This is a genomic window from Sorangium sp. So ce362 (assembly GCF_051519845.1).
In the GTDB taxonomy this organism is placed as follows: Bacteria; Myxococcota_A; Polyangia; order Polyangiales; family Polyangiaceae; genus Sorangium.
In genome coordinates this window covers 1,891,185-1,917,707 of record NZ_CP150332.1, presented here as the reverse complement: position 1 = coordinate 1,917,707, position 26,523 = coordinate 1,891,185, and the positions used below count along the sequence as shown (strand labels likewise).

The following is a 26,523-nucleotide window of genomic DNA, read 5'->3' as shown; positions in this document are numbered from 1 at the left end:
GACACCATCGTGCTCAGGAGGAGCTACGCTGAGAATTTTCTCGGTCATGGCGTAATGCGTCGTCGGGGAACGCCCTGGCAGCTTGCCGCCCCGGGACAACGCCGCCATCGAGCCTGATCCGCATCGGCGATGGTGCGCTGCGGTGGGTCGGGCGCCCCGCCATCAAAGAGCTGGACCGAGAAGCGCACCATCGGCATCAACGACGGTGCTCAGTAACATCCCGTCAGCGAAGGCGCGCTTGAGCGACAGCCGCACCAGGCCGTCCTGCTGCGGCTCGACGCGCTCCTTTGCGATCGGGGGTCGCAGCACGTAACGCAGCAGCGCCTCCCTCGCCGCGGCATGGTGCGCACCGGCGCGCGTCGCTGCGTGCAAGGTGAAGCCGTCGAGCGCAGCGCACAGCGGCTTGTCGTACGCGAGCGCGCTCGGAGAAGACGGCGAGAGCCCGCGGAGCCATTGCGGGCCGGCGGGCGACTCTCGTCCCGAGACGGCGGAGGCACAGAGCGCTGCCTCGGGCTCGCCGTCCTCCTCGACGTCGTGCTCGATCTCGAGATGCCCGTGCCGCCGAAGGTAACGGAGCATCCGCCCGACGGCGTGCTCTAGGACCTGACCGACCTCGCGCGTTCGCAGGTGACCGAGTTCGTTCCACACGAGCTCGGTGCCGTCTTCGTGATAAGCCCCGTCGAGGAAGACCACGTGCAGATGCGGATTGAGCCGCATGTCGCCGGATGTGCGTTGCACGACGGTCACCGCGCCGCTCTTGACCGCGCCGCACGCGCCTCGGCGCGCGGCGCGCTCTTCGTAGAACCGCTCCACGCTCTCGACGAAGAGGCGGGTCAGCACGCCGAACAACGCCCCGTCCTGGGCGAGCCTGCGCCGCCACGGAAACGGAAACGTCAACACCCACGGACGGTGCGCCACCTCGGGCAGGACGTCCTCGATCAGGTTCGCCGCCGTGGAACACATGCGTCGGCCCAGACACGACGGGCAGAAACCGCGTCCTTTACAGCTGAAGGCCACCAGCCGACTCTCTTCGCAGCGCTCGCACCGGAGCCGCGCGAACCCGCGGCAGAGCAGCCCGCAGTCGAGGTAGGCTTCGAGCTCCTTCTTCGCGTGCTTGGGTATCCGGACGGCGATGGCGCCGTCGTCGATGGCCCCGTACAGCGTCTCCACATTGTCGCGCACGATCTCGTAGAGCGTCGTCTTCTCGGGACGACGGCGCTCGTAGACGACGCCCGTGGTGCGAGCCGCGCTGGCCACACGGCGCCGACACCGCACGCCGCACGCCACGCGGTGAGGGCGCGTTTTCGCCGCGAATTTCGACAACCCGCCAGGCTATCGCCCATGGCGGCGCCATGGCGGAGTGGCGGGCCGGGGGCCGGCGGGCCGCGACGCTCGCTGCCGCGGCGGCGGAGGCGCTCGCCGAGCCCCCGGCTCGCGCTCGATATGTCGGTGCGCGAGAACGCAGAACGCGAGCGCGCAGCGTTGCAGGAGGAGATCATCTGGGTGCAGCAGAGCCGGCTAGCGGAGCTGTCCACGCCGATTATCCCGATCACCGAGCAGGTGATGGTCATGCCTCTCATCGGGACCATGGATGAGCAGCGTGTCAGGCTCGTGCTTGAACCTGCGCTCTCTGGCGCCGAGGCGCATGGTGCGCGTGCCGCCTCCGCGCCAGCATGCAGGAGCCGCTTCGCCACTCGTTTTCCCAACGCTCCCCGTGGCGTCCCCAGTTCCGCCATGGCGTCGCCATGCAGCATCGCGGCGAGAGGGTCGTCGCCTGCGCACGCCGCCGCGCTTGCCTCCCGGCACAGGCCTGCTGCTTGCCGGCATCACTTTCCGGATGCCTCCGGGGCGCTTCGGCACGCAACCGCCGCGTGCAGCTCATGCTGGAGCGGCTGGCTCGACGAGGGCGGCCGTTGAACACCAGCCCCTGGCTAGGGTTCCTGTCCGCTCCGGTTCCCTGCTACTCGAGAAGAGGCGGGGATCCCTGAAAGCAAGCGTGGATCCCCCCGAGCCGGAGTCGCCTGGTCTCCGGGCGTTTCGCTTGCTCTCCCGTCAACCGATGGTCACCCGGCACGTGTCGGTGAAGTACTGATCATTGTCCTGGAAGTGGACCGTGAACTGCGGGATCGCCGTGAAGGAAACGGTGAAGTCCGACCCATTCTGGGTGACGTCGGGCTTCGAGGGCTTCCACCAGTACGTCTGCTTCGACGAGATCCCACGGGGCTGCAGGGTGCCGGGGAAGGGGTACGTGTTGTACCTCTGTGGCAAGAGGTTGCCGCTGGAATCGCAGAACTGGGCGGTCCAGATGCCGTCCCCGCCCTGGATGGTGAGCGTCACGGAGATGTCGGTGAGCAGCGTATTGCCCGTGTTCTCGACCCAGAGCTGGCTCCCGACGTAAGAGCCATTCTCCGCGGTCTTCACCTGCGTCCAGAGCTGATGATGGATCGTGAGAACAGGCGCCTTGCTCTCAGTCGTCGCATGAGGGAACGTCGAGTTGCCGCCGATGGACAGGATGCCGCTAACAGTAGTCATTGGATACTCCTCTTGTAGCTGTGGGTTGTGGGAGCGCCGTCGACTGCGCGCTGCCTGTCGAAGCCCTATCGCAACGCACGTGCCAGACGGACGACCCCCTCGGATCCAGGGCCCTCGGGCGGAATCCGGGGCCCCGGCGCTCCGGCAGCGCCGGGGCCTGCGTCTCCGAAAGACGCCGCGCTTGCTGGAGAGACGCGCGGCCCTCTGACCCCCCCAGCGCGAGGCGCTCGCCCGTGGGCAACCTGGAGCCCGCGGATTCTGGGCACAGCTTGCTCATCGCGGGCCAGGAGCTTCTGAGGACCAGCGACGATCCCGCTTGATGCGCGGATCAGGGCTTCGGTCAGGTCGCGCAGCAACGCGATCCGATTCACCCCCGCGCGTAGGTAAAAGAAGCCGGATCGCAGCGCGAAGAAGTGTAGCGCAGTAAACCGAAAGGGTGGGGCCGCGAGCGTCGTGATGGCTCGGTCCTGGGCCGAAAGAGCGTGGTCCGGGCGGCGCCGAGCGCGCTACGGGGCGCATCGGCGTGCCGTGGGCACACGTGTCCGTCCGGGCGTTGGTCTGGCCCGGGAGGCGCGTCGCGAGACGCTATGCGGCGTCACCGGGCGCCTTGCGGCGCAGAACGGTGCTCTTCCAGTACGGCGGCCCTCGGTTGGGAGAGCGTGCTGGGACGTCGGTCGGCTCGCCGAGCGCGGAGAGGAAGCGGGCGATGTTCCTTGGCTCGGTCACCATGGCGACGCGCTTCATCCGCCCCTTGCAAGTTGGGCACTCGAGGACGTCGATCGCAAATGTGCGGCGCAAGGTAACCGCCCACCCATCGCCATGGGGGCGACCCCTTGCGGCTCTCACCGGGGTCGACGATGCTGGGCGCGGGGCGGCGCCTGCCGATGGTCCGGGCAGACGCGAGCGGACACGAGAGGGCCGGCGAGGGGCTCTCCCCCCGGGACCCCCGGCGGCGAAGATTGAGGTTCGCGTCTTCAGGACGTGTCGGCGTCGTCAGCGACCGGAGCCGCGAGCGACGCTCGCGCCCATGCGTCGGGCAGCAGCTCGTCCAGGCGTTCGCGCGGCCAGCCCGCCTGCAGCTTGCCGAGCACCTCCGTCGCCCAGGCGAGCGGGTTGACTCCGTGCATCCGGCACGAGCCAAATACGGTGTAGCCGACGGCGAGGCGTTCAGCTCCCTTGTCCGAGCCCGCGAACAAGTAGTTCTTCCTTCCGAGCGCCACACATCTTATCCGCCGTTCGACTTCACCGTTGTCGATCTCGAAGCGCCCATCCGTGAAGCAGCGCCGCCACGCTGCCTCCTGGTTGATGGCGTACAGCGTCGCGACGTATAGCGGCGTACTTGGCACGAGCCGCAGGTGCAGCTCGTGAATCCACTCATAGAGCTTCTCGAGCACGGGGAGCGACAGCTCCTGCCGGCGCGTCAGGCGTGCCTCCGCGGACAGCGCCTCAGCTTTGCAGGCAGCTTCGATGCGGTAGATGGCCTTGAAGTACGCAAGCGCTACAGCGGCTCGCTCGTCGCCGCCCTTCGCCGCCTTCTCGAACTTCGCGCGGATGTGCATTCCACAGCCGAGCCGGCGCTCCTCGGGCACGATCACCTCGCCACCGTCGTCTCCGCGCAACATCGCGCCGTACCCTGCGTACCCATCGCCCTGCAGGTAGCCTGTGAAGCCCTGCAGCTGGGCAGCCGGATGCTTCGCCCTCCAGTCCGGTGCGTACAGGAAGGCGACGAGCTCAGCCCCGACGAAGGCCCAGATGTGCCCTCGCTTCACCCCCGCTGGATGATCCTGATCCAGCACGCGCATCCCGGTGTCATCGGCGCGCAGGTAGCATGCGCCCAGCACACTCTCCTGGATCCTCTTGGCCACCGAGGCAAGCACATCGAGCGCGAACGCCGACCACTCACCCAGCGTCGACGGCGACAGCGACACGCCGAAGCGAGCGTACTGCTGCGCCTGCCGGTAGAGCGGCATCGCGTCCTCGAACTTCTCGACGATGATGCTCGCGAGCAGCCCCGGCCCCGGGCGACCCCGATCCATCACCTTGTACCTCACCACGAACTGCACGCCCTTCGCCCACGGGCGAGCGCCTTGTGCGCGTGACGCACCCGTTCCACCCGCTCAGCGGACGGCAGCTCGTCTGCGTGGGCGAGCGGTACAACCGGTACGGGACGCGGCTCCTGCTGCGCGTCGACGAGGAGCACATCTGCTCCGTGCCGCGGCAGTGGACCGATGTCGTCGCGCGCGATCCCGAGGTCGTCATCGGCCAGGGTCGCGCGCTGCTCCGGGTAGCCGATCTCCTGGAGCTTGCCGGCCTGGTGTCGCACCTCGTCGAGCAGGAGCGCCGGGCTCAAGCGCGTAAAGGAAATAACACCGCAAGCGTAAAGGCAAATGTGCCGCGTACCAAAAAGAGACGATCCGAACACGCGAGAAAACGCGACAACACTTGACCAATACGCGTCGCGCACGTTTGACATCGGCCACTGGTGCGGCGTAGTTGTCGTGACTCACAGGTCGGAGATCCCATGCCGAAACGAGGCGACCGAACAGATCCCAAGACCGCAGCGCTACGCGAGGACGGCACGTTGAATCCGTCCCCCGAGAAGGTCAGCGATCCGAAGTTCCAGACGGGCGATTTCTTCGATTCTCGCGACCTGATGCAGGTTAGGTACGAGATGTTGCGTCGCGTGTCGATCGACAACCTGTCAGCAACGCAGGCCGCCGCCGAGTACGGTGTCTCTCGCCCGACGTACTACCAGGCCAGATCGAGCTTCGATGAGGCCGGGCTTGGCGGACTCGTGCCAAAGAAGCGAGGGCCCCGTGGGCCGCACAAGCTCCAGGGCGATATTCTAGCCTTCGTCGAGAAACAGATCGTCCCGGGGAAACCGCTCCGAGCGCGCGAGCTTGCGAGGCTGATCTCGCAGGTGTTTTCGGTCGAAATCCACCCCAGGACGATCGAGCGCGCGCTCGGCGGAAAAAAAACGACCCAGCGGGCACCCGAGCCGGTGCTGAAGAAGCTGCTGCGAGGGTGAGCGTGACCGAGCAGTACGAGGCATTGCGAACGGCCGCTCTTGGCGAACGGCTTTCCCTCGAAGCGAGGAGCGGTCTTGCGCTCTTGCTTCGGCGAGGCATGTGGGCGTGGGCGCGGGCAGCGGCCGCCCAGCGCACGCCATCCCGCCCGACGCAATCGTCGTCTCGCTTGACCCCCGGTGACGAACAACGAGCCGTCGTTCACCTCTTCGCAGCGATGGCAACTACATCCACTTCCACGAGGAACCATGAATGAATCACGCAAAGTCCAGTCGCACCATCTCGAGCGTGACGCTTACCTGTACATTCGACAATCGTCGATGAAGCAGGTGGTCGAGAATACTGAGAGCACCAAACGCCAGTATGCGCTTCGGGCGCGCGCGACAGCGCTCGGCTGGCCCGACGATCGCATCGTCGTGATCGACTCCGATCAGGGGGAGTCGGGTGCATCCGCGGCTTGGCGCGAAGGGTTTCGGCAGCTGGTCACGGATGTCGGGCTCGGGCGTGCCGGCATCGTGATGGGGCTCGAGGTCTCGAGGCTCGCGAGGAACAACGCCGACTGGCATCGGCTGCTCGAGATCTGCGCCCTGGCGAACACCCTGATCCTCGACGAGGATGGCGTGTACGACCCGACGAGCTTCAACGATCGTCTCCTTCTCGGCCTCAAGGGAACGATGAGCGAGGCGGAGTTGCACGTCCTGAAGGCGAGACTGCGCGGCGGAGTCTTGAACAAGGTCCGGCGCGGTGAGTATCGATGCGTTCTCCCTACCGGCTTCGTCTACGATGAGAGCGGGGCCGTCCTCCTCGACCCGGATGCGCAGGTGCGCGAAACGATCGCGCACATGTTCGAGACCTTCGCCCGCGTCGGCTCGGCACACCAGACGGTCAAGGCGTTTCGAGACGAGGGCCTCCGCTTCCCGTCTCGCCTCCGCGCCCCAGCCGCGGGAGTGATCTTCCGTCCGCTTACGGCATCGGTGGCAATGCGGACGCTGCGCAACCCGCGGTACGCCGGTGCCTACGCGTACGGACAGCGCGTGTACAGTCGAACGATCGATGGAAAGAAGACGCAGCGGAAGCGCGCGAGCGATGACTGGCTCGCCTGCATCCCCAACGCTCATCCTGGTTACATCACCTGGGACCGATACCAGGAGAACCTCCGGCTCCTCGCGTCGAACGGTCGCGGGTACGACGCCGCGCGTGCATCGCCACCGCGCGAGGGCGGCGCGCTGCTGCAGGGGCGCGCCGTCTGCGGGCGCTGCGGGCAGCATTTTCGCGTACGCTACAGGGAGGCGCGAGGGAGGCTCGAGTCCTGGTACGTCTGTGACCGCGCCAGCGACTCCCGTGCCGAACCGAACTGCCAGTCTCTCGCAGGACCTCCCATAGATGAAGCGGTCGGACTCTTGGTGGCCGAGAAGATGACGCCTGCCGCCGTCGAGTTGGCGCTCGAGATTCGGAGGGAGATCGATGCTCGGTACGAGCAGGCGGATCAGCTTCGTTGTCGCGCGGTCGAGAGGGCGCAGGTCGACGCCGACCTCGCACAGCGCCGCTTCATGATGGTTGACCCCGCCAACCGCCTCGTCGCAGATACACTCGAGTCCGATTGGAACGAGAAACTTCGGGCGCTGGCGAAGGCGCGCGACGAACGCGAGCGCGCTCGGCACGAGGATGGGATCGCGATCGACGAGGCGCTTCGCGACCGACTCGTCGCGATGACGACCGACTTCAAGCGGTTGTGGTCCGACCCGGCGACGCCGAACCGGGAGCGGAAGCGAATGCTCGCCTACGTGGTGGAGGACGCGACGCTCGTGAAGCAATCTGCCGACGCGACCACGAAGATCCATATTCGCTTTCGAGGCGGCCAAACGACGACCCTCACGACCATTAACCCGAAGGCTTCCTGGGAGAAAGTAAAGACGCCGGCGAAAATTGTCGAGCTCGTCGACCGGCTGCTCGACCATCACATCTACGACGAGATCGCCGACATCCTCAACGCGCGGGGGCTCCATCCCGGCGGGGCCGCGTGGCCCGGCCGTGGCGGGGCCCGCTTCACGTCGAAGCGCGTGCAGTACATCGTGCATACGTATGATTTGCGACCGCGCTTCGACCGACTGCGCGCCCACGGGCTTCTCACCAAAGAGGAGCTCGCCGCTCGCCTTGGAATCCACGAGTCCACCCTGACTAGCTGGGTGAAGCACGGCATCATCAAGGCGCACGCGTACAACGGCCACGCGTGGCTCTACGAGAAGCCGGCGACTCCCCCCACGAAGCACTGCAGCCGCTGGGATCGCCTCAGCGACCGGGCAGCGGCAGCCCGTGCATCACGGAGCCGGAACCAACGTCCTCGTCTAAAACCGAAAGAGGTGTAGTGTGAAGACAGGTTGTTTGCCACGATCACATAGCCGGTGCGGTCCCAAAACAGGACTCGCACCTGGTCGCCTCGCCGATTCCTGAACACGAACAGATGCCCACAGAGTGGATCGGTTCCGAAGCACTGAGCGACCAGCACCGACAGGCCATCAAAGCTCTTGCGCAGGTCGGTAGGCTCCGCCGCAACGTAGACGCGCACCGACGGCGGCAGCGTCAGCACGGCACCTCCTCGGCAGCGAGCGTCAGCACCCGCTCGAGCGTGGCCGGGTCGAAGCCCGGCCGAACGCGGACCACCCGGCCGTTGGACAGCGCGATCTCGATCGGCTCCGCCGCGACCGGCGATGCGTCGGTCACCACGTGCACGGGCAGGAAGCGCGGCGTCTCCGTCAGCGACAACGGCACCGGCTGCGCGGGCCCGTCAGCCCGAAGCTTCCAGCGCCAAAAGGACTGCTGCTTGGGCTTGTAGCCCTCGCGGCGCGCGAACTTCTCGGCACTCAGCCCGCTCCGCTCCCATCGACCCACCCGCTCGGCCCACTCCACTCTCGTCGCCATCGCTTCCTCCTTCGTCGCGATGGGAACAGGTAACCGACGCCGCGCGGACGGTCACGATGCCCTTGGCCGGGCGCTTACCAATGGCCGACGTTTGCGAAAAACACGAAGCTGATTTTTACATCGCTTATTTTTATTAGCGGCAAAAGGATATTGCTAGAGCCAAGCAATAGCTTTCTCCGGGGCGGCAAATGTTCGTTGCATTCAATCGTCGTGATATTTTTGAGCGGGTCGATAATTCTGTGGGGCACCACCCGCGATCGACATCCGCACTCGGTCAGGCCAACATTTTAATCCGGCTTGGCAGAGAACCCTCTCGGGGTGAACAAACAGCCAAGGTATTAGTCAAGGAGCGGATAGGATGAAAACCAGTAATCAACCGCATCATTATCCAAACCGAATTCACCGCGCCACAAGTCGACGGGATAGCGCCAGTCCGTTCTCGGCGAAGACCTGGGTGCGTACCCCAGATTCACGAACTCATGCAGATAACCTTTATGCTCGGGCGTTCCCAGCACACTGCAATATCCGAGCGTCTCCAACACCAATTGCACCTGCTCGACGCTGGCTTTGAAGTCGGGAATTTTTCGGACGCTCTTCACTACCTGTTTTTTTGCGGTCTCTTCTGGCGGCGTTTCTCTCAGGATATCCAATATCGCCTTCGTAACCTTCAGGCTTTTATCATCAGGCCTCACTGGGAAAAGCAAATGATGACATTCGAGATAGAAGGCGATATCCAATGGACTTGACCCTATGACACCACCCGCCGCAAACCGATCGAAATTGCGGTCGGTCCGCGCCAAACTGTTGCCCTCTTTCTGAAGACCACAGACACGACAGTATGGCCCCCCATTCAATGGTTCGAATTTGTGGTCGGGAAAGTTCAACGCTATGGCATACGCCGGCAAACCGGCCCGATAATCCAGTCTCCCGCTGGCCAATCCGGCGATAAACAGGTCGGTATAAAACTTCCGATCACGGCACTGCTTTTTGGCCAGCAGCAGTCTTTTGACAGCGCTGCCATGGTCGCAGGTGATCAAGTTCGGCGAAAACAACAGGCCGCTTTGCACGGCGTGTTTGTATTCGTCATCGCTAAGGCCGCCGGACGATTCCGCTTCGTAGCGGCCACTGCTGAACGGATCGAATTTCAATAGTGACTTCAGTGCCCGCGAGTCGACCTGATTTTCTTTTGAATACATTTGCCCTCCAGGGCTATTTGCAGGTTTTGGCGTTCAAGGTATTGAGTGCAGGCATTTGACTGGGTTTGCGGCCGGCCAATATACCATCTCCCTTGGCGAGCCGCTGACGTCCGCGCGCCGTTTTCTGCTTACGCTCCGAGATACCGGAGATCTTGTTCCCCCTGACTTTGTCGCTTTTGCGTCCGAGCAGCGGATTTTCTTCCGTGCCGCGCTGCTCGATTCCGCGCACCGCATCCGGGTCCGTGCCAGGAGCGGTGACTTGCGTCATGGTATCGCGTCGCCATGCAGCAACGCGGCGAGAGGGTCGTCGCCTGCGCACGCCGCCGCGCTTGCCTCCCGGCACAGGCCTGCTGCTTGCCGGCATCACTTTCCGGATGCCTCCGGGGCGCTTCGGCACGCAACCGCTGCGTGCGGGCGATCCCAGTAGAGCCTGCGGGCACTGGCGAGCGGCAAGGCTCCGGCAGCAAGTCGACGCGAGCGGCGGGCTCGACGTTCGGCCCAAGCTTGCTCACCCCTCCGGTGCCACCGACAGCCCGAGCAGCTGACCGATCGCCTCGTGCACGACCCGGGCTGCCTCCTCATCGCCGAGGGCGACGGCACGGCTTAGGGTGCCGGCGAGCGACGCAACCACGGCGGCCCGAGGCGACGGCTCGACCATCGCGAGCTCTCCGGACCCGAATCCCCTCGGTTGGGCCAGGGTTGGGTCCATGCCGTCCGAGGGTCTGCGATCGGTCGTCGCTCCCCCCCGAAACCCCGCAAGAAGTGACGGATCGCGACCGTTCGCCACCGCGGCGGAATCCTGGCGGGACTTTTCCGCGGCGCCGAACCGTCGCGATCCGTCGCATCTCCAGGGATTTTGGGAGGGCGTGACGACGGATCGCACCCCTTCGGGCGGCATGGACCCAACCCCGGCCCAACCGCCGAGCCCTGGGCCCGGAGAGCTCGCGACGGTCCATCCAATCCCCTGCTTGCGCCCCTGCTGGATGAACGGCTCGACGAGCTCCTGGGTGGTCATCACGAGCTCCTCTTCTTCCGGCGTCGCCGCATACGGCCGAGCGCCAGATCTAGCCCGCGGCGTCGTCGAGCCCGTAGCTATCGCTCTCCAGCTGCGCGCCCAGGGGAAGCAGGCGGGCGCGCATCAGCGTGTCGCGCGCCCGTACGCGCTCGACGAAGGGGCGCATGTCGATGCTGATGTTGACCTCCTGCCGGCCGGCTCGGCCGCTCCAGGACAGGCCACGCATGGCGAAGTCGATCCGCTCGGCCCCGTCCGCGAGCGCCGCCGCCACCATCTTGTACACCAGGATGAGCGGCTCGCTGAGCTCGGCCGGCTGGTAGAGCTCGCGCTTCAGTAGAGCTCGCGCTTCAGAGGATGCCGCACATGTTCCGATAATGCCCCCATGTCCTCGCCGCTCCCTACCCGTGCCCCGGAAGATAGCGCCAGATGCCGGTCGCCTGTTCCGGAAACGCCTTCAGCTGCCCGTAGAAGCGGGGATTGTACTTGATCTGCGTCTGCCCTTCCATGTCGGAGATGACCCCGGCGAGCGCGTCGAAGTTGTTGATATAGCCCGCGCGCAAGGGATCGTAGGACGGGTGCGAGGGAAGCCGGGCCCAGGGCAGCGGCGTCCACCCCAGCTCCTCCGGAATCTGGCCGATGTTCGGCTCTCTACGCGAGAAGATCCTCAGGATCGCTTCGTTGCGCCGCGCCACCCCGGCGTTGCGCCGCGCCAAGAACGCGAATTCCTCGGCGGTGCCGCGTTCCGCCGAGGTGTAGAACCCCTCGCCGAGCTCCGCGCCTTCGAAACTGACGCCCCCCGGGGGCGGATTGATCTGGCGGGCGATGGAGTTGACGTAGTTGCTGGTGGTGCCGTGATAACCGAGCTGGCGGCCGACGTTCACGCGCCAGCCGACATAGCCGCCGATGCCGCCGCCGACGAAGCCAGTGAGCGACGCCATCAGCATCCCGCTGCCCAGGTCCTGCCCCGTCACCGCGTTGGCGGCCAGCTGGCCGAGGGCGCCGCCGCCCGCGCCGAAGGCGGCGCCGGCGGTGATAGAGAAGGCGGCGCTCTGCGCGACGGTCGCCGCCCCGATCGTCGTGGCGCCGGCCGCCAGCACGGCGGGGCCGGCGAAGCCCACCGCGCCGCCGATCGCGCCGGCCAGCGCGCCTGCGCCGATGGCGATGCCGAAATCCCGCGAATGGAAGTCGTTGCGGTTGACGATCGCGTAGGTGACGGCGCTGACCATCGCCGACACCACTGCGCCGATGATGATCGCGATCAGCAGCGAAAGGCCGAAGTCGGCCCCGCTACGGTCGACGAACAGCAGCGGCGCGTCGCCGACATAGATATAGGGCGAGGCCTGCTGGCCGGCGGGGTCCACCTGGTAGAAGCGGCCGAGCGCCGGATCGTAGAGGCGCAGCCGGAAGTTATAGAGGCCCGTCTCGAGGTCCACCTCCTGGCCGGTGAAGCGATACCGGAACGCCGATGCGTCTCCGGACAGCGAGCTGGTCTCGCCGAACGGGTCATAGTCGAACGCGGCGACCAGCGTTCCATCCTCGCGGGTGATCGTGCGGATCGACCCGAGATGGTCCTTGGCGACGAAGTAGAGCACCCCGTCGACGCGGACCGCGATCAGCCCGGTCGGCCCGTAGACGAGCCGCGACCGGACCTCCGCACCTCCGGTCCGCTCGATCTCGACCAGCGGCAGGGCTTCGCTCCCATGCACGTAGAGCCGGTCGCTCCCGGCGCTCTTGAAGACCCGCCGGCTGCCGCCGCCGTAGGCATAGGCCACCTGGGCGCCGCCGCCGAGCAGCACCTTGCGGACGGCCCCCGTGCCGCGGTCGTACTCCAGCGAGAGCGACCTCGACGTCGCCTCGATGACATTGCCGGACGGATCATAACGGTAGGCGTCGCCTTGGCCGCCGTCGGTGCTGCGCAGCCGGTTGGTCCCGCTTTCATAGGTGAAGACAGCGCCGCCGCCGCCGCTGCGCGACAGCATGTTGCCGTTGGCGTCATAGGCAAGCACCTCGGCGTTGGCGGCGCCACCGCCGATGGCGGTGAGCCGTCCCTGGCTGTCGTTGCGGAACGTCCGCTTGATGTACTGGCCGAGCGGCGGGTAGGCCACTTCCTGGCTCGCCACCTGGCCGTCCCAGTATCCGGCACCATCGTAGCCCCCCTCGGTATAGGTGAGGGTCTCGCTGGTCGTCGCGTCGGCGATGCGGAGCGGCCAGCCAGGAGGCGCGTGCTCGTAGCTGCGCATCAAACCCGAGGCGCCCGGATGCAGGCGCTCTTCGGTCATGCGGCCGTTGGCGTCGTACGCATAGGCGGCGAAGCGCGTTGCATCGCCGGCGACGCCGACGCCTGTCACGCGGCCGAGCCTATCGTAACCGGTCAGGACCGGCGGCTCTGCATCGCCGGCCGCGGTGGAGATGACGGCGCCGAGCAGATTGTGGCCATAGCCTACCTTCTGGGCCTGCGGACCGAATCCGGTGCAGACCAGGCTTGTCGCGATCGGGGCGCCGTCCAGCCCGTGGACTCTCGTCTCGATGACGTCGGCGGTGGCGGTATCGCTGTTGTGGCTCTCGGTGCGCCAGCATCGCCCGATGGTCGGTGCGTCCTGCCCGCCGTCCCAGTCCCACCAATATCGCTGCCGCCAGGTCTGTGTGGCGGGCGGCCACGCCGGGTCACCGTCGGCCTTGGCGCGCAGCTCCGCTTCGCCCGCCGCATCCCAGACGAAGGGGTAGTACCCCTTTTCGATCAGCCGGCCCAGGGTGTCGAACTTTTGATAGAGGATGAACGGCGGGCTCGCCGCGGCGCCGGCCGCGGTGCTCATGAAGCGGATCTGCCCCTCGTCGTTCGGCAGCGACCGCACGAGGCCGGTGTCCGGCGAGGTGAGCGACACGGTGCGCCCCAGGAAATCATAGGCCCTGTCGACCGGAGCGACGCTCCTCGCCGGGGGGATCGCCCGCGCCATCCGTCCCATGGCGTCATAGCGGAAGCTCGCCGCCGCGCCGTGCTCGACGCCCTTGACCGTCGCGCCCACCCGCGCCCAGACCCTGGCGCCGCCGAGGTCGACCAGGGTCGTGGTCGACACGCCGTTGGGGTCGTACCGCACCTCCGCGCGATACTGGCCAGGGGGCAGGTCGGGCGCATCGGCGGCTGTATTGGCGCGATATTCGAAGCGCGTGACGTGCGGCTGGTCGGGCCGAAGCGCGAAGTCCACGCCCGCCTGGCCGCGCGCGACGATGCGGCCGAGCGGCGAAGCCTCGAATGCGCTGCGGCGGAACGGATAGCCGCCGGCCTCCGGATAGGCGTCGGCGAGGCCGCCGGTGAGCGGCGCGCCATTCCACAGCGCGCCGCCCGGTCCGGCGTTGGTGACGAAGCCTACGTCGTAGGCGAACGCCGAGGGCCCGGTCGAGTAGGCGGCAAAGGTCTCCGCCGCCGCGCGGCCGAGCGCGTCGTACAGCGTGGCGTCGCGCACGCCGGTCGCGCCGTCGAGGAGCCGGACCCGCTGGCGCGTCTTGTTCCCGCCGTCCGTGAAGCTGAAGCTCGCGGTCGGATCAGCGAGCGCGATGAGGCGCTGGAAGCGGACGCCGCCGCTCGCCGCCAGCACCAGGCCGTCCGGTGGCGGCGAGGCCGGCGTCACCCTGATGTCGAACAGCGGAGCGCCGTCGGCGAACAGCAGCGCGCGCCCATCGATCATCGCGAACAGCCAGCGTCGCGCTGGCCCGGCGGCGGCCTGGGCCAGCACCGTGATCACGCCCTTGCTCGAGCGCAGCAGCCGCCACCCGTCGACCGCGCTCCAGGCGGCGAACACGTCGCCGTTACCGACCGCGGCCGAGCCGCCGGGATCGATCGCCACCTCGACGCTCAGCGCCATGTCAGGCGACGCGAAGCCCCGCCGAAGCGCCGTGTCGCCCAGGGGATCGGCCGAGGCGCCCGCATGAACGAGCGCGCGGCCAGCGATCCGCCAGGCCTGACCGGCGAAGGTCCAGAGCCCCTCATCGCCATCGGCGAAGCGGTCCACCACGCCGGCCGCGCGCGCCTGGAACTCCACGATCTGGTTCGGCTGCCCCTGAGGAAAGGGGACGGTGGGGCTGACGGCGTTGACCTGACGGGTGGCGAAGCTGGCGTTGAGCGCGACGGGCGCCTCGCCGGGGCCCGCGCTGCCGATCTGGCGCGCGAAGCCGTCGAGGAACAGCGTCGCGCACTCGCCGTTGGGCCCGAGCTGGGCGGTGGGGACGCGAAGCGCCATGTCGACGGCCGCGGCCGAATAGGTGCTGTCGAGCGGGAAGAAGGCGAGGGAATCGACGCGGACCCAGCGGCTTCCGCCGGTGACCTCGAGCGCGAGCGTCGCGGTCGTGGCCGAGCCGTCGCCGGGCAGATCGAAGATCCAGCGCCGGAACGCCCAGGAGCCGGCGGTCGCGGCGACGGGGTGGGTGATCCGCCCGCCGGCCCCCGCCAGCGTCACCGACCAGCTCACCGCCCCGTCAGGATCACCGGGCGCGGTCTTGATCCAGCCGCACAGCACATAGGTCTTCCGCGGGACTGGCAGCGGCAGCACCCGGCTGAGCACCGCCGCGCCGGTCATGGCGAAGCAGCAAGTGCCGGCCCGCGAATCGCCCGCGGTGACCGCGCCGCTAGAGGCGGGCGTACAGGTCCAGGCCTGGTCCGACGCCTCGTAGGGCTCGAACCCGTGGTAGGCCGCGCCGCTGGTCGTCGCAGCGGCGTTGACGAAGCTGGCGATCGGCGTCGCGCCGTCGGCCGCGAACAGGTTCTCGGACAGCCGCCCGCCCACATCGAGCATCAGGCGGGGTTGGCCCCTGGCGGTCACCGCCTGGATGGCGCTCAGTCGCAGCCAGTCCGCGCCGGGCGGCGCTCCGTTCCACGCCTCGGCCGGGATGGTCGCGTCGCCGCCTCCACGCCAGTCGTAGACGCTGGCCTTGCCCCAGGGCCCGGAGGCATCCACGTCCCAGGCCTGCCAGGTCGTGACGCGATGGGCGACGATCGCCTCGTCGGCGCCGTCGACCGCGCTGAAGCTTGTCTCGGCGGCGATCTGGTTCAGCATGTTGCGCGCCGCCATGGCCGGATAGCGCGCGGCGGCGCGTTCATAGGTGGTGCGCTTGCGGACCTTGTGCCCATCGCTGTTCCAGAACTCAATGCGGCTCTCGGTCTGCTGGCCGGTGGCGTCGTCATAGGCCGCGTCCGTCCGGCTCTGGACCCCATCCTTGATCTCGAGCTGCGCCACCGCGACGAACCATGCCCCGGCCACGTTGCGCCAGGCGCCTGTGCTCAGCGCGCGGGCCCTGGTGCGGACGTCGAACGCATTGACCGTGCGGCTCACTTCCTTGCCGCCGGTATCATAGGCGAGGCGCGCGAGCAGCACCCCGTTCAGCACGTTCATGTAATTGAGCGGCGTTCCGAAGATGGAGTAGCTGCTGGCGTCATTCGAGAAGCCGTTCGAGTAGTAGAAATCGGTGTACCCTTGTGGCGCGACATGGCTGTCGGCGCTGCCGCTCACCCGCCGGACACGGCCATACTGGGTGAGCGCCGTCGTCGCGTCGAAGGTGCAGGTCGACTGGTCGTAGCTGAACGCCTCCGCTGTGGGCGAGTCGCCGGCATAGCCGTCCTGGACCCGTACCGTCACCACGGGCGTGTTGGTGAGCGGCAGGGTCATCGAACGGCCGGCGACCTGGTACAGCCACAGCGTCGTCGCCTGATCGAACGGCTTGCCCGCCGGATAGGCGACGAAGGCGGCGGGCGCGGTCAGCTGCGTGCCGGGGCCGCCACTGGCGACCGCCGTCGTCTGGCCAGAGGCGACCAGCTCGTCGACGGCGATGCGGCCGCCGCGGAAGAGCGCGACGCGCAGCGCGCCGGCGCCGTCACCGTAGACGATGTAGTTGGGCGCGAAGTTCGCGACCGAGGCGTCGGCGACCGGCGCGGTCAGCCCCGTCGCCAGCGGTCGCCAGATGCCGTCGACCCCCCGCCGCCATACGGCCGCGCCGACGGTCGCGACATCGCCAGAGAGCGTCGGGCGGGTGCCCTTCGCCGGCAGGGCCACGGTCGTCCAGCCATTGCGGTTTGGATCATAGGCGAGCAGCTGGTTGACCAGGGCGGCGCCTGCCGCGCGGGACATCGCCGCCACGTCGTCGCCGTAGGCGAAGTTGTAGGTCGCGCCGCTGGCGGAGGGCGCGGGGAAGGCCTGGGACGACCAGGCGGGAGCGGCCGGGCCCCTGTAGCGCGACACCGTCCGGTTGTTGCCGAGCAGCGATCCGGTGAACCCGATCTCAAGCGGTTGCATGTCTGGCTTGCCCTGCCAGATGTCGACGCTGGCCGTGTAGGTGTAGGGCGAAGCCATGTCGATGACGCGGAACTGCTCGTCCCATATCCAGGTGCGGACTTCGTAGTCGGCTGACCCCGGGGCGCCGGACGTCACGGTCTTGAGGAAGGCGAGGGTCAGGAATACCTCGCCGGTCGTCGTCGTGAGCGCCGGCTTGTCGTCGATCAGATAGGGCCTGACGTTGGTCGTCGTCCAGGCGGCGAGCGCCGACCAGCGGCCCGCCATGTCGCGGGCGACCGTCTGGAACGTGACGGTCCCGGCAGCAGGATCGAACGAGCAGGCCACGAACGCGTTGCGGACCGCGCCCAGCGTCACGGTCCTGGCGGGATCGGCGGCGATGGTTGGACTGGGGAGCGCCTCCCAGGCCTGGTCGCGCCAGCTCCAGCCGAATCCGTGGAAGCGCGGGCCCGCATAGGCGGCGTTGAAGGCGATGAAGAACTCATCGCCCGAGGCCAGCTGAGTGGCGCCTGCGCCGGCGGCGAGTGGCACGGTGTCGACATGAACGGTCCAGTCCCCGAACCGGCGGGGATCGCGCCGCAGGATGTGGAACTCGTCGCGGTTCGTGGCGGTGTTGCGGAACGCGATCACGGCGAACGCGGCGCGTGGGATGACCACGAGGCTGGCCGGATCGATCTGTCCCCGGATCGTCGCCAGCGACCAGCCCGTCCAGCGGCCGTTCCAGCTGTAGATGGTCGTCAGCAGCTCGCCGCCTGCCCGGTCGTGCCAGGTGACGAGCACATAGTCGTTGCCGTGCCACACGCGCGGGACCGCCCCGGCCGCTGGCGCCGGGACCGCGAGCGAACGCCCGGTGCCGAGGATCGCGTCTTTCCTGTAGGAGAAGGTGACGATCGAGCCTGCCGGATAGACGATCGACGTGAGCCCGCCGGGCAGCGGGTCCTTGGCTCCACCATAGTCGAAGGCGAACCCGGGAAGGCTATTACCCGCTCCGTCGCGCTGCACGACCGAGACGAGGAGCCGCTTAGCGTACAGCGGCGCGTCGGGGTCGTTGACGGGAAGGCGCGCGAAGCTGCGGATCTCGTAGCCGAAGTCGATCGAGGTGAGCGGCGCGCCGTCGGCCGCGGCCACGGCGATCTGCTGCAGGAAGCGCGTCTGGTAACGGCTCTGGTACGCGTCGGGGACGTTGCTCGGGGCGGTCTTGTGCGGGTCCTGGTACTCGCACACGCCCTTGGCGCGGTCGTACACCTTTTCGCCATAGACGAAGGTCACCGTCCGCCCGAAGGTGTCGACGATCCGCGAGAGATAGCTCGCCTTGGTGTACCGTTGCCCGCCGCTGCCCACCGCCTGCTCGACGGCGTCGAAGGTGAAGGTGACGACATCGCCCCAGACGCTGCGGATCTGGCTCAGGTTCCAGGCATTGACATAGCGTTGCTGTCCGGCGCTGGTGCTGGCTTCGCGCCAGGCGCCCCAGCGGACCCCATATTGGACCGTGCTCCGCCCGCTCGACGCGTCGCCGTAGATCCTGGTGGTGCCGTCCTCCTGCACGATGGTCCACAGCTCGCGCGTCGCGTCATAGGTGACCTGCCAGAACTTGAAGTCGATCGGCTCGAAGCGGATCGCGGTGCGGTCGCGCGCGTCGGTGCAGACGAGCTCCGTCGCCGACGCGCCGCCCATCAGGAAGTAGCGAGTGTCGGCGCCGACGCCCTCAGCGCTGATGAACTCGAAGGGAATCGACCAGCCGAGCCCCAGCAGCCCGGTCGGCGCGGTCACGTTCCATGTGTCGGCGCTGCTCGCGGCCTCGCCGTTGTAGCTGGCCTGGATCGTCACATCGTTGCCGTTCAGGCCAGGTAACGAAAGCAACGGGAGCGGCAGCGCGACCGTGCCGCGGAACAGGTTGACCAGATTCGCGGCGTCGGGGACGGCGGAATCGAATTGAAAGGCGCGGACCGGCGGGACGAGCGTCGCCTGCGATCCGGACGTCTGGGTGAGACTCGGCATGATGGTATCCCTTCATGGCTCATTTGGGCTCGCGCAGGGCGAGCGCCGCTTTCAGCGCAAACAGAGCGGTGACGGTGCGGCTGCCATGGCTCAGCACCTGCACCGGACCGCCCCCGGTGCGGCCAAGCGGCATACGGATGAAGGGCGTCGCCGGCCACGCGCCGCCTACCGGGGCGAGCGCGGCCAGGCCGGCTTGCGCCACCCGTGCCGGAAGCGGGGCGCGCGACGCGGTGAGCGCCAGCAGCGCGAACGCAGTGGAGAGCGGATCGCTTTCGGGGCCCAGGCCCCACCCTCCGGCGCCCAGGCGGCTTTCGAGCAAGAACGCGCGCGCCCGGGCGACACAGGGGTGGTGCGGAACGATGCCGGCGATCAGCCGCACCGCCTGCCAGGTGGCGTAATAGGGACCGTGGTACCAGGTCGACCGCCAGCTCCCGTCCGCGCGCTGCTCGGCGGCGAGCCAGTTCGCGCCGGCGACAACGATCGCGCCGAACCGGTCGGGATCGTAAAGCACCAGGGCATGCAGCAGGTTCGCGATCACCTCGGGGTCGGCCGTCGAGCCCCAGGCCAGCCTCACCCATTCGGCTTGCAGGGCCTGCTCGGCGGTTCGTGGCGGATCGGGCACGATCCAGGTCGGCAAGAAGCCCTCGTCGCTCGCCAGCGCCAGCAGCGCCGCCAGCGGGGCTTCGCAATACTGCGCGACGAGATCACGCCGGCCGCCGCGCAGCAACACCAGCATGACCTGCGCAAGGTCGTCCGCATCGGCCGGCAATTCGATGAGGTCCGGGAAATAGCTCCAGCCCCCGACCTCGTCTCGCCGGCGGCGGTCGAGGAGATGCTCGATCGCGCCGACGATCAGCGGCGCATGGGCCTCGGCGTCGTCGTCCTGCAGCGCGTCGGCGATCAGCGCGCGGGCGAACACGTCGCCCACCTGCTCGTCGGCTGGCCCACGGAAGCCCTGGGCGCGGGGGAAGGACATGACGTGCTTAGACTCGGCGAAGTCGTCATCGGCAGCGGCGAGCAGGACCTCGAGCGCCGTGGTGCCGATGTCCGCCGCGGGCGTCGGCCAGAGCTTCATAACGGGGGCAGCTGGGCGAGGTCGCCGATCTCGATCGGATCGAAGGCGGGCGGGGCCATCGCGGTCCGCCGCTCGGTCGGTGGACGCGTCCCCCACTGGTACCCGGTGTAGAAGTCGCGCCCGACCTCGTAGGTCTCGAACACGGTCGGCTCGCCCGCCTCGGCCTCGGTCTCGTAATGGAAGCGCAGCGCCGCCTCGCCCGGCGCCAGCAAGGCCTGCACACAGCGCCGCTCGTCCTGGCCGCGGTTCGGGTTGGACGCGTGGAACAGGCCGTTATGGAACAGGATCGCCTGGCCTGCACGCATGGGGACGACGCGCGTATGGCGCCGCAGCAGCTCCGGGATCAGCGCGTCGTAGGGAAAGCTCGTGTTGAAGCCGCGCGGGCTGCGGTTCAGCGTGTGGCTTCCGGGCACGATGAGCAGGCAGCCGTCCTCGTTGGCGACGTCGCGCAGCGGAGCCCACAGCGTCAGGGTGGCGTACCGGCTCTCGTCCACGAAGGCCCAGTCCTGGTGGAAGCTCACGAAGCTGCGCCGCGCCGGCTGCTTGACCAGGAAGCCGCCGAACAGCAGCTCATGCGCGGTCAGGGCGGCGATGCGCGGCGCGACCACGCGGGTGATCGCTGCATTCACCTGCCAGCGATAGCCCAGGTCGGCGGTGAAGATGCTGGAGTGGAAGGGATTGACGTGATGGTGGCGGAGGGATTGGCACACGGCGTCGAGCTCGGCGATCGCGGCCTCGTCCAGCAGGTCGACCATGACGAAGCCGTCTCGCTCGAACGCCGCCTGCCGCGCCGGATCGTTGAACACCGCTGCGACGCCCCTCACGTCGAGGCTCCCAGATAGAGGTTCAGGCGCGCGCCGCCCGCGACGTCGAGGCCGAAACCCACATAGGAGACCCGGCCGCCCTGCGCCAAGGCGCGGGCGACGGGCAGGGCGGCGAGAGCGAAGCGCGCGGAGAGCGCACCGATGCGGTCGATCCACTCGGCCGCCGCGTAGCCCAGGCAGTGAGCGCCGCAGACATCGGCCTTGACGTCGATCACACGCCCGTCGCGCGGGTCGAGCCCGACCGCGAGCACCAGCCCGTCGCCGTCGATCACCCGGTCGCCGATCAGCAGGCGCACGAAGTCGGCCATCGCGGGATCGGTCAGCAGGGGCAAGCCGAACGCGGCGAGCGGAGCCGCGCAGGCAAGCCGCCAGTAGATCTTCAGGCGGACGAAGCGCTCGTCGACGCCCTCCAGCCCCGCCGCCATCGGCAGGCCTGCTGGCCGCAGCCGATCGACGACCCGGGCCGCTTCGGGCCCCGCGATGGCCGCCAGCCACTCGGCGACGCGCCGCCAGCGCGCCTCCAGCGCACCCTTGGTGACGTCGAAATAGATCGCGCACCCTGGGATCCGAGGGGCGGCGCCGAACCACGCGACGCCCTCGACATAGACTGTCAGCTCGCCGTCATGGGGCAACAGGAGGTCCCAGCTCTTCGCCACCAGCGGCGCCAGCCGGTCGGCCCGCGCGGCGGCCAGCACCGGTCCGACCGCCGCCCGAGTCGCCTCCGCGCGCGCTTCAGGATCGGCGAGATGGGTGGCGGGATCTCCGATCAGCCGCATGTCCCAACCGTCGCGGCGGCTGGTCAGGCAGAGCTGGAGGGGCGTCCCATCGGCGTTGAGCGACGACTTGCCGGGCGCACCGGGCGCGCGATCGTCGCGCGCGGTCAGCAGGTGCGCCAGGCGGCCGACGTCGTCGATGCCGAGGGCCGCAAGGTCGGCGCCCAGACGCACCAGCGCCGCGGGCCAGGCCGGGGCGTTGGCGCCAGCGGGGATAGCCTCCATGGTGTCCTGCGCCCTAGCCAATGTAGATGGTGCTGGGCGTTCCCTTGTTGCCCGGAGCGCCGGGCGCGCCCGGCGTGCCCTCGTTCCCGGCATTGCCCGAGCCGCTGCCGCCGGTGCCGCCCCTGCCGGCCACGCCCGCGGCGCCGCCGTTGCCGTTGTCGCCGCCGACCGAGGCGACGCCTGTCCCCTGCGCGACCGATCCGCTCGTGGATGTGAAGCTGACGTTCACCGCGCTGCCGTTGCCGCCGTTGCCGCCATCGCCGCCCTTGCCGCCGCTGCCGCCGTTGCCGCCGTTGCCGCCGGCCGAGCCGCTGCAAGCGCCGCCGGCCGGGCACGAGCTCCCGTTGCCGCCGCTCCCGCCGTTGCCGCCGTCGCCCCCGGCGCCGCCGTTGCCGCCCCTGCCGCCGTCGCCGCCCTTGCCATAGATGGTGATGCTGCTTTGCAGGTCGTTGATGGTGATGGTGAAGGGCTGCGCCGGCTGGCCGTCCGCGCCCTTGCCGCCGTCCGTTCCCGAGGTTCCGGAAACACCCGTCCCGCCGCTGCCGGAGGCCGGGCTGCAGGTGGATTTCCAGTCACAGTTGGCGTTGGTACCGGCTGGGCCATCCGTGCCGTTCTTTCCATTCGAGCCGTCGGTACCGTCGGCGCCGTCCTGACCGACGACATAGAAATCGTAACCATTGGCGAGTGTCATGGTTGGAGCCTCCAAGCCTAGCGTTCAGGAAAGCTTCTTGAGCACCTGGATTGTCATCACCCCGGGGGCATAGATGAGAACCTGGCCGCCGGTGTAGATGTCCATCTCCGCATAGTTCAGGGCGACGGGCACGGCGCCGCTAATGATCAGCGGTTGCCCCGGGCGGACGACGATGGTCTCGCCGGCGAACACCGCCAGATTCATCTCACCGAAGGCGGCCTCGATGGCCGACTTGAGGCCGGGATCGTTCGGGCTCGCCGCAGCGAAGCCGGCCCCGTGGAAGATATAATCGTATGCCGCCGCGGTGAGCCGGGCGTACTCCTCACCGGCGTCCTCGGCCGCCGCCGCGGCGTAGGGGAAGGGCGTGCTGACCGTCCTCGTCATCGCCGCACGGGCGTCGCCGGCCGGGTTCAGCCAACGCCGCATCTCGTCGAGATCGGTGGTGGTGAGGATCTTGGGCTGCACCGCGCTCGGGCCGCCGCTCGTGTCGAGAACGATCGGACCACCATTGGCATTTTCCAGGCGTTGGCCCTCCACGTCGTCCACGGAAATGCCATATAGACTGAGCTGCTCCGTGAAGGCACTGAGCTGCTCGGCCCGCAAGTTCGCAATCATGAATCCTCCTAGTCAATGGAGACATGAGTCATCGCGCGACGATTGCCCCTACGCGCACCACGCACCATGACGTGGCACATCTGTGCCCGGGACGCTTGACGTTCCTTGCGACGAGTGTTTCGTACGGACCGCTTACTCGTCGGCCTCCGCGATTCCCTTCTCGCACCATTTAATCTCTAGGTCAACTCACATATTGACTGACCCGTGTGTGTCCGCCGCTGTGTCAGCGACAGAGGATACCTTACGTCCACGCGACCAGGCTGTGGCGAATCTCGCTCTCCAACAGGAGGACGCGGTGCATGGCCTAGGAACGGAAGACGATGACCGTCCCGCGCCGTCGCAGCTCCGCCTTCAAGGACGCTTCCTGCCTCAGCGCCCTCGTTGGTAGGAGCCGAGGACCTCGGGCTCGACCAGGGGCGCGACGTGCTGCCTAGAAGCGTGAAGCTGGGGAGCGGCGCGGCGCGCACGGACCCAGTTTGCTGACGCGGTGACCACCGCGCGAGACGGTGTTCGCGCAGCGCTCACGACGTCTGGCCACCGACAGCCAGGCGTCTGGCCACCGACAGCCAGACGTGAGATTCCGGAGCGGAGCTCCTTGCGGCCCAGCGAGGCCTGGGCGCCCGTCGAGATGCCGGAGGGCATCCCGAGGCCGATGGGCGTGCTGGTCTGTCTCGACTTCCTGTTTCGAGAGAGCGAGCCGCACCGGAATCTCGTGGCGCCGCGGCTCGGGGCGTGTCGCTTTCTCGCCGTGCCGAGCCTGACGCCGCACCACACGCTGCCCGAATTCACAGGCAAGGCCCTGGAGGAGGCTCGCCGGTACGGGCGGCCGGTGCTCTATTGCGACGGCGCCGGGGGCAGCGGCACCGCGGTCCCACCCTTTCGCTCTGCCGCGCTACACTTCCTCGCGCTGCGATCCGGCTTGATTTGCCTACGCGCCGGAGTGCTCTGTTCGTGCGAGATTGGGCTCGTTGTTCACGCTTGTCGCAATCGTCGCGGATCGCGGAATAGGCAGACGCGCAGGCCGGAGGCTCTCCTCGTCGACCGCCCGCAAATCCAGGCCCGAAGGGGAAAAGGGTGGCTAACTACGGTAGAATCGGCGAGCGAACCGAAGTCATAGCGGGTCCACGAACCTGAACGTCGCGTCGGCCTGGAAGGAGCCCCCGTCTCGGCTTACAAAGAGATGAAAATCGGCGTGACGAATGTAATAGCCGGAGACATTGTACGACTCGAGAGAGAGCCAGGGATCCCCGACGCCAGGTTGAAGCGCGGGCCGGATGCAGAATGTTGCGTCTCGCTTGAAGAGGATTTTATGGCTCTCTTTTAGGTTTGGTGGAAGCGTGGCCACGTGTGAACAGGTTGCAGCGAGAGACCTGAACAGCAGAGATGAATCAGCGCGATGAGGGAGGAGGCTCCGTGGAGGCCGTAGGACCGTCGCGTGATGGTGCGCACCTTGCCATTGGTGCCTTCCGAGCGTGCGTTCGACAGCCCGCTCGCGACGTAGGCGACGATGCCGTCGAGATGGTGACCAATCGTTCGCGCCGCTTTGGCGAAGGGCTTGAGACCCGAGTGCGTGGCCCACGACATCCACTCTTCGAGTTTCGCCAGTACGACATTCGGCTGACGCCGATCGAGAATGGCTGCGAACGACTCCTTGAGCAGGTAGGCGCGGTAGAGCGTCGCGTTCGTCTTCGGCAGTTCCGTCAGCTTCGCTTGCTCGATTGCAGTCAGATTCCAAGGGTTCTTCTGCAACGCGAATCGGGTATGCTTCAGCGCGCTGCGGTCTTCGGGGTCTTCGATTGTCCTCACTTCTGCACGGCGTACTTCGTCGAGCGCGTCATGAACCAGCCGCTGGACATGAAAGCGGTCAAAGATGATCTGCGCGTTCGTCGCCGACTCCGAGACCGCCGAGATGTACGCTTTCGACATGTCGATCGTGACCGCCTGGATGAGCGCGCATCGCTCCGAGCCGAGCTCTTGGAAGAAGGCCCGGAGCGTGTCGGCGTTCTTCCCCTCTCGCGCCCAGACCACGCGCCCGGTGACGTGGTCGACCACGATGGTCACGTACTTGTGGTGTTTCCTGTAGGAGAGCTCGTCGATGCCGATGTGCGTGAGCCCGTCGAGGATGTCGCGGGGAAGCCGCCGCTCGACCACGCGACTAATGATTGCACCGACCGTCGCCCACGCGACGCGCATCATCGTCGAGACGACGGTCTTCGAGGTCATCTGCGCCAGGTAGCCGACCGTCTCCTCGAAAGCGTGCGTGAACCAGCTCATCGGGTCGGCCCACGGCACCATCTCGGTAGTCACTCCGCACCGCGGGCAACGCAACCGCCGCGGCGAGTACCGGAGCTCCAGCGACATCCCCGCGAGGTCGAGGTGACGCCAGCAACGCGGTTTCCGCTGGTCGTACACCTTCCTCACCGGGCGACCGCACCCTCCGCAGCGAGGGATCTCCGTGGTCGGCTCGACGTCGCAGACCAGCCCGTCCGCCGTGAATTGCGCGCCCGTGACGCGAGTGAACTTGATTCCGAGGACATTGTTGAGCAGAGTGGTCGCGCGCACAGCCGATCGGGCTCCAAGGGTTGGTGTCGTAACCCCCGAGGTAGCCCGTCGGCTGTGCGCGTTCCATCCCCAATCGCACCGCGCCATTCCTGCGCCGAGCTCGCCCGCAACGCCGCGGGGGCCGGGACCAGGTCACGCAGCCGCGCTTCCACCAAACATCTCGGAGAGCCGATTTTATCGGCAAACGGATGCAGCTTGAGCCGCAAATCTTGGTGGCGGAGATAGGCTCCAGGAACATCGCTGGACTCGAAGGAAACGCAGCTACTATTGGCCAGGCCGGCAACGATTCTGAAAGTAGCATCCGCCCTATCCAGCGCAGAATCCACCGTGGTCAGTTCTCCCAGGTAATCTCGGTGACGAATGTACATGCCGGGGAAGTTGTGCGACTCGATCGAGACGAAGTCACCCACCCCACGGGCTTGTGCGGAGACTTCAGGGCCCTCCTCGTCGAGCTCGGGCATGCCATCGGTGCTGCATCCGCTGACCACGATGGCCCAGCACAGAGCCCAGAACGGAGTGAGAGCAACGGTGGAGCAACAGGACTTCGATGACATCATGTTTTGTCATTCCTGGCTGACGAGATCAAATGTTTTCACTCGGAACCTAACAATCGCTGCGGCAGTGTCAAGACTCGCTCCCAGCGCCACGCCTCGTCACGCTTGTGAACGCAAGCGGATTTGTCGCTGACGGCGGATGCGTATAGGCCGTACAAGCGTCGCCGGGAAGTCAATCGGTATCTTGCCTATACGCTACCAGGCTGGAGAATCACGCGGAATGAAAGGCTGATTATCCAA

Annotated in this window: 20 protein-coding genes and 2 pseudogenes; 3 read left to right on the top strand and 19 right to left on the bottom strand. The window is 67.4% G+C overall.

The window, feature by feature from the left end:
- Positions 1-162: 162 nt before the first annotated feature.
- The 4 genes and pseudogenes from WMF17_RS07590 to tnpC form a co-directional block, all read right to left on the bottom strand.
- Positions 163-1,287 carry a transposase zinc-binding domain-containing protein gene (locus tag WMF17_RS07590; protein ID WP_437648799.1) on the bottom strand — a complete coding sequence of 375 codons (1,125 nt, stop codon included), beginning with the start codon at positions 1,285-1,287 and terminating at the stop codon, positions 163-165.
- Between the two features lie 765 nt (positions 1,288-2,052).
- Positions 2,053-2,532 carry a hypothetical protein gene (locus WMF17_RS07585; protein ID WP_437648798.1) on the bottom strand — a complete coding sequence of 160 codons (480 nt, stop codon included), beginning with the start codon at positions 2,530-2,532 and terminating at the stop codon, positions 2,053-2,055.
- Between the two features lie 585 nt (positions 2,533-3,117).
- Positions 3,118-3,330, bottom strand: a complete 213-nt coding sequence (locus WMF17_RS07580) for a hypothetical protein (protein WP_437648797.1) — start codon at positions 3,328-3,330, stop codon at positions 3,118-3,120.
- Between the two features lie 176 nt (positions 3,331-3,506).
- Positions 3,507-4,577 (bottom strand): annotated as a pseudogene (tnpC, locus tag WMF17_RS07575) (IS66 family transposase); the annotation flags it as partial.
- A gap of 50 nt (positions 4,578-4,627) precedes the next feature.
- On the opposite strand from tnpC, the gene WMF17_RS07570 reads away from it, so the two are divergent.
- The 3 genes from WMF17_RS07570 to WMF17_RS07560 all read left to right on the top strand — a co-directional run bounded on the left by WMF17_RS07570 (position 4,628) and on the right by WMF17_RS07560 (position 7,924).
- Positions 4,628-4,978, top strand: coding sequence for a DUF5372 family protein (locus WMF17_RS07570; protein ID WP_437648796.1), 351 nt, complete (start codon positions 4,628-4,630; stop codon positions 4,976-4,978).
- 75 nt (positions 4,979-5,053) lie between these two features.
- Positions 5,054-5,560: a helix-turn-helix domain-containing protein gene (locus tag WMF17_RS07565; protein WP_437648795.1), complete on the top strand. Its 507-nt coding sequence runs from the start codon at positions 5,054-5,056 to the stop codon at positions 5,558-5,560.
- 246 nt (positions 5,561-5,806) lie between these two features.
- A complete protein-coding gene (locus WMF17_RS07560; protein ID WP_437648794.1) occupies positions 5,807-7,924 on the top strand; it encodes a recombinase family protein in 2,118 nt (705 codons plus the stop codon).
- A 59-nt stretch (positions 7,925-7,983) separates the two neighbouring features.
- On the opposite strand, the pseudogene tnpB reads toward WMF17_RS07560, so the two are convergent.
- The 15 genes and pseudogenes from tnpB to WMF17_RS07485 form a co-directional block, all read right to left on the bottom strand.
- A pseudogene (tnpB, locus tag WMF17_RS07555) lies at positions 7,984-8,064 on the bottom strand (IS66 family insertion sequence element accessory protein TnpB); the annotation flags it as partial.
- Between the two features lie 74 nt (positions 8,065-8,138).
- On the bottom strand, positions 8,139-8,477 hold the full coding sequence (gene tnpA / locus WMF17_RS07550; RefSeq protein ID WP_437648793.1) for an IS66 family insertion sequence element accessory protein TnpA: 339 nt from the start codon (positions 8,475-8,477) through the stop codon (positions 8,139-8,141).
- Between the two features lie 338 nt (positions 8,478-8,815).
- Complete coding sequence (locus WMF17_RS07545; protein ID WP_437648792.1) at positions 8,816-9,673, bottom strand: hypothetical protein; 858 nt, start codon at positions 9,671-9,673, stop codon at positions 8,816-8,818.
- Between the two features lie 13 nt (positions 9,674-9,686).
- Positions 9,687-9,941: a hypothetical protein gene (locus WMF17_RS07540; RefSeq protein ID WP_437648791.1), complete on the bottom strand. Its 255-nt coding sequence runs from the start codon at positions 9,939-9,941 to the stop codon at positions 9,687-9,689.
- Between the two features lie 240 nt (positions 9,942-10,181).
- Positions 10,182-10,688, bottom strand: coding sequence for a hypothetical protein (locus WMF17_RS07535; protein ID WP_437648790.1), 507 nt, complete (start codon positions 10,686-10,688; stop codon positions 10,182-10,184).
- Positions 10,689-10,737: 49 nt separating this feature from the next.
- Positions 10,738-10,962: a hypothetical protein gene (locus tag WMF17_RS07530; protein WP_437601287.1), complete on the bottom strand. Its 225-nt coding sequence runs from the start codon at positions 10,960-10,962 to the stop codon at positions 10,738-10,740.
- A 124-nt stretch (positions 10,963-11,086) separates the two neighbouring features.
- The gene (locus WMF17_RS07525) at positions 11,087-18,964 is read right to left on the bottom strand and encodes an RHS repeat domain-containing protein (RefSeq protein ID WP_437648789.1); all 7,878 of its coding nucleotides are present in this window, start codon (positions 18,962-18,964) and stop codon (positions 11,087-11,089) included.
- Positions 18,965-18,983: 19 nt separating this feature from the next.
- The gene (locus WMF17_RS07520; RefSeq protein ID WP_437601285.1) at positions 18,984-20,039 is read right to left on the bottom strand and encodes a hypothetical protein; all 1,056 of its coding nucleotides are present in this window, start codon (positions 20,037-20,039) and stop codon (positions 18,984-18,986) included.
- Positions 20,036-20,863 carry a phytanoyl-CoA dioxygenase family protein gene (locus WMF17_RS07515; protein WP_437648788.1) on the bottom strand — a complete coding sequence of 276 codons (828 nt, stop codon included), beginning with the start codon at positions 20,861-20,863 and terminating at the stop codon, positions 20,036-20,038. The genes WMF17_RS07520 and WMF17_RS07515 overlap by 4 nt, the downstream gene beginning before the upstream one ends.
- Complete coding sequence (locus tag WMF17_RS07510) at positions 20,860-21,861, bottom strand: hypothetical protein (protein ID WP_437601282.1); 1,002 nt, start codon at positions 21,859-21,861, stop codon at positions 20,860-20,862. Before WMF17_RS07510 ends, WMF17_RS07515 begins: the two co-directional genes overlap by 4 nt.
- A gap of 13 nt (positions 21,862-21,874) precedes the next feature.
- Positions 21,875-22,552 (bottom strand): hypothetical protein, encoded by a 678-nt coding sequence (locus WMF17_RS07505; RefSeq protein ID WP_437648787.1) that lies wholly within the window; start codon positions 22,550-22,552, stop codon positions 21,875-21,877.
- Between the two features lie 24 nt (positions 22,553-22,576).
- The gene (locus tag WMF17_RS07500; RefSeq protein ID WP_437648786.1) at positions 22,577-23,167 is read right to left on the bottom strand and encodes a hypothetical protein; all 591 of its coding nucleotides are present in this window, start codon (positions 23,165-23,167) and stop codon (positions 22,577-22,579) included.
- A 1,111-nt stretch (positions 23,168-24,278) separates the two neighbouring features.
- Positions 24,279-24,512, bottom strand: a complete 234-nt coding sequence (locus WMF17_RS07495) for an AbfB domain-containing protein (protein WP_437648785.1) — start codon at positions 24,510-24,512, stop codon at positions 24,279-24,281.
- The gene (locus WMF17_RS07490; protein WP_437651302.1) at positions 24,488-25,648 is read right to left on the bottom strand and encodes an ISL3 family transposase; all 1,161 of its coding nucleotides are present in this window, start codon (positions 25,646-25,648) and stop codon (positions 24,488-24,490) included. The genes WMF17_RS07495 and WMF17_RS07490 overlap by 25 nt, the downstream gene beginning before the upstream one ends.
- Positions 25,585-26,190, bottom strand: a complete 606-nt coding sequence (locus tag WMF17_RS07485) for an AbfB domain-containing protein (protein ID WP_437651300.1) — start codon at positions 26,188-26,190, stop codon at positions 25,585-25,587. The genes WMF17_RS07490 and WMF17_RS07485 overlap by 64 nt, the downstream gene beginning before the upstream one ends.
- Positions 26,191-26,523 lie beyond the last annotated feature (333 nt).